General features: G+C 68.2%; 1 protein-coding gene. It reads right to left on the bottom strand.

The window, feature by feature from the left end; genetic code table 11:
* Positions 1 to 267, bottom strand: a 267-nt coding sequence (locus NLU14_RS22020; RefSeq protein WP_275710627.1) for an efflux RND transporter permease subunit, incomplete at both ends; no start/stop codon positions are given.

The raw sequence follows: 267 nt of genomic DNA, 5'->3' as shown, positions 1-267 counted from the left end.
AGGCGCGGATGCCGGCGGTGCGATCGGTGAGCAGGGTCACGTGCACGTCGGGCGGAAGTTGCGCCTCGAGCGCGGGGAGCGTCGCCTTGATCGCATCCACCGTGGCGATCACATTGGCGCCGGGCTGGCGCTGGACGTCGACGATCACGGCCGGCGTGCGGTTCATCCAGGCGGCCAGGCGCACATTCTCGGTCGAATCGACTACGTTCGCCACGTCGCTCAGCCTGACCGGGGCATTGTTGCGCCAAGCGACGATCAGGTCGCGAT

The organism is Marinobacter iranensis (genome assembly GCF_029207565.1).
Classification (GTDB): domain Bacteria; phylum Pseudomonadota; class Gammaproteobacteria; order Pseudomonadales; family Oleiphilaceae; genus Marinobacter; species Marinobacter iranensis.
Note: the sequence above shows the minus strand (reverse complement) of the source record. Positions and strands in the feature narration are given on the sequence as shown.